Origin of the sequence: Mesorhizobium sp. M2A.F.Ca.ET.039.01.1.1 (assembly GCF_003998035.1) — a bacterium.
Lineage (GTDB): Bacteria > Pseudomonadota > Alphaproteobacteria > Rhizobiales > Rhizobiaceae > Mesorhizobium.
Genome location: NZ_RZRY01001048.1, coordinates 1 through 1681, shown reverse-complemented (window position 1 = coordinate 1681; position 1681 = coordinate 1). Strand labels below are relative to the sequence as shown.

2 protein-coding genes are annotated in these 1681 nt (G+C 65.9%); both read left to right on the top strand.

Going from position 1 to position 1681, the window contains the following annotated elements; genetic code table 11:
• A partial coding sequence (locus EOA24_RS37120; protein WP_127410772.1) for an FAD-containing oxidoreductase occupies positions 1–1297 on the top strand: 1297 nt, incomplete at its 5' end.
• A 119-nt stretch (positions 1298–1416) separates the two neighbouring features.
• Positions 1417–1681 (top strand): MFS transporter (locus tag EOA24_RS37115; RefSeq protein WP_133374860.1); only part of this gene is annotated, 265 nt, incomplete at its 3' end.

The following is a 1681-nucleotide window of genomic DNA, read 5'->3' as shown; positions in this document are numbered from 1 at the left end:
CGGCATGAGCGTGGCGCTGATCGAGCGCAAGCTCATCGGCGGCACCTGCGTCAACACTGGCTGCATCCCGACCAAGACGATGGTGGCGAGCGCCTATGCCGCGCACCTCGCCCGCCGCGCCGCCGATTATGGCGTGACGGTTTCCGGTCCCGTCGCCGTCGACTACAAGGCCATCAAGGCGCGCAAGGACAAGGTTTCGGGCGCGTCCCGCACGGGGCTCGAGACCTGGATCGCGGGCATGGAGAAGTGCACGCTCTATCGCGGCCACGCGCGCTTTGAATCCGCCGACACCGTGCGTGTCGGCGACGAGCTGCTGACCGCGCCAAAGATCTTCCTCAACACCGGCGGCCGCGCCTCCGTGCCCGACCTGCCCGGCGTCCACGACATCCCCTATCTCACCAATTCCTCGATGATGGATCTCGATGTCCTGCCCAGCCATCTGATCGTCGTCGGCGGCAGCTATATCTCGCTCGAATTCGCGCAGATGTTCCGCCGCTTCGGCTCCGAGGTCACGGTGATCGAGAAGGCGCCGAGGCTGACCGGCCGCGAGGACGAGGACACGTCCGCCGCCATCCAGGCCATTCTCGAAAATGAAGGCATCACCGTCCATGTTGGCGCCGGCGACATCGCGTTCGCCAGGAAAGGCAACGAGGTCGCCGTGACTTTCTCCGCCGGCCAGCCGCCGGCGGTCGGCTCGCATGTGCTGCTGGCGCTCGGCCGCGTCCCCAACACCGACGATCTTGGCCTCGAAAAAGCCGGCGTCGAGGTCGACCAGCGCGGCTTCATCGTCGTCGACGACCTGTTGCGCACCAGCGTGCCCGGCATCTGGGCGATGGGCGACTGCAACGGCAAGGGCGCCTTCACCCACACCTCCTACAACGACTTCGAGATCGTCGCGGCCAACCTGCTCGACAACGATCCGCGCAAGGTCACCGACCGCATCGAGGCCTATGCGCTTTACATTGATCCGCCGCTTGGGCGCTGCGGCATGACGGAAGCCGCGGTGAAGAAATCCGGCCGCCGCGCGCTGGTCGGCCAGCGGCCGATGACGCGTGTCGGCCGCGCGGTCGAGAAGGGCGAGACGCAAGGCTTCATGAAGATCCTCGCCGATGCCGACACCGGCGAGATCCTCGGCTGCACCGTGCTCGGGCCAGGCGGCGACGAGGCGATCCATTGCGTGCTCGACCTCATGTACGCCAAGGCCCCGATCTCGACGCTGGCGCGCGCCATGCACATCCACCCCAACGTCTCGGAACTGCTGCCGACGATCGCCCAGGAGCTTAAACCGCTCACCTAGGTTGTTCGTCGCGACCTCGCTCTCCTCTTTCTGCATTGCTGCGTTGCAACAATGACGCTTGTGCGCCGGCCAGGTTCAAAGTCAGTCTCGATCTTGAACCGATTCAGACCGGACACCCCATGCCGCTGCCGATCCTGGCGCTTGCCATTGCCTCCTTCTGCATCGGCACCACCGAATTCGTCATCATGGGCCTGTTGCCGGAGGTCGCGGCCGACCTTGGCGTCTCGATCCCTTCGGCTGGCCTTCTGGTCACCGGCTATGCGCTCGGCGTCGTCTTCGGTGCGCCGATCGTGGCCATGGCAACGGCGCGCCTGCCGCGCAAGCCCGTGCTTGTCGGCCTCGCTGCCCTCTTCGTCATCGGCAATCTCTTCTGCGCCATCGCCC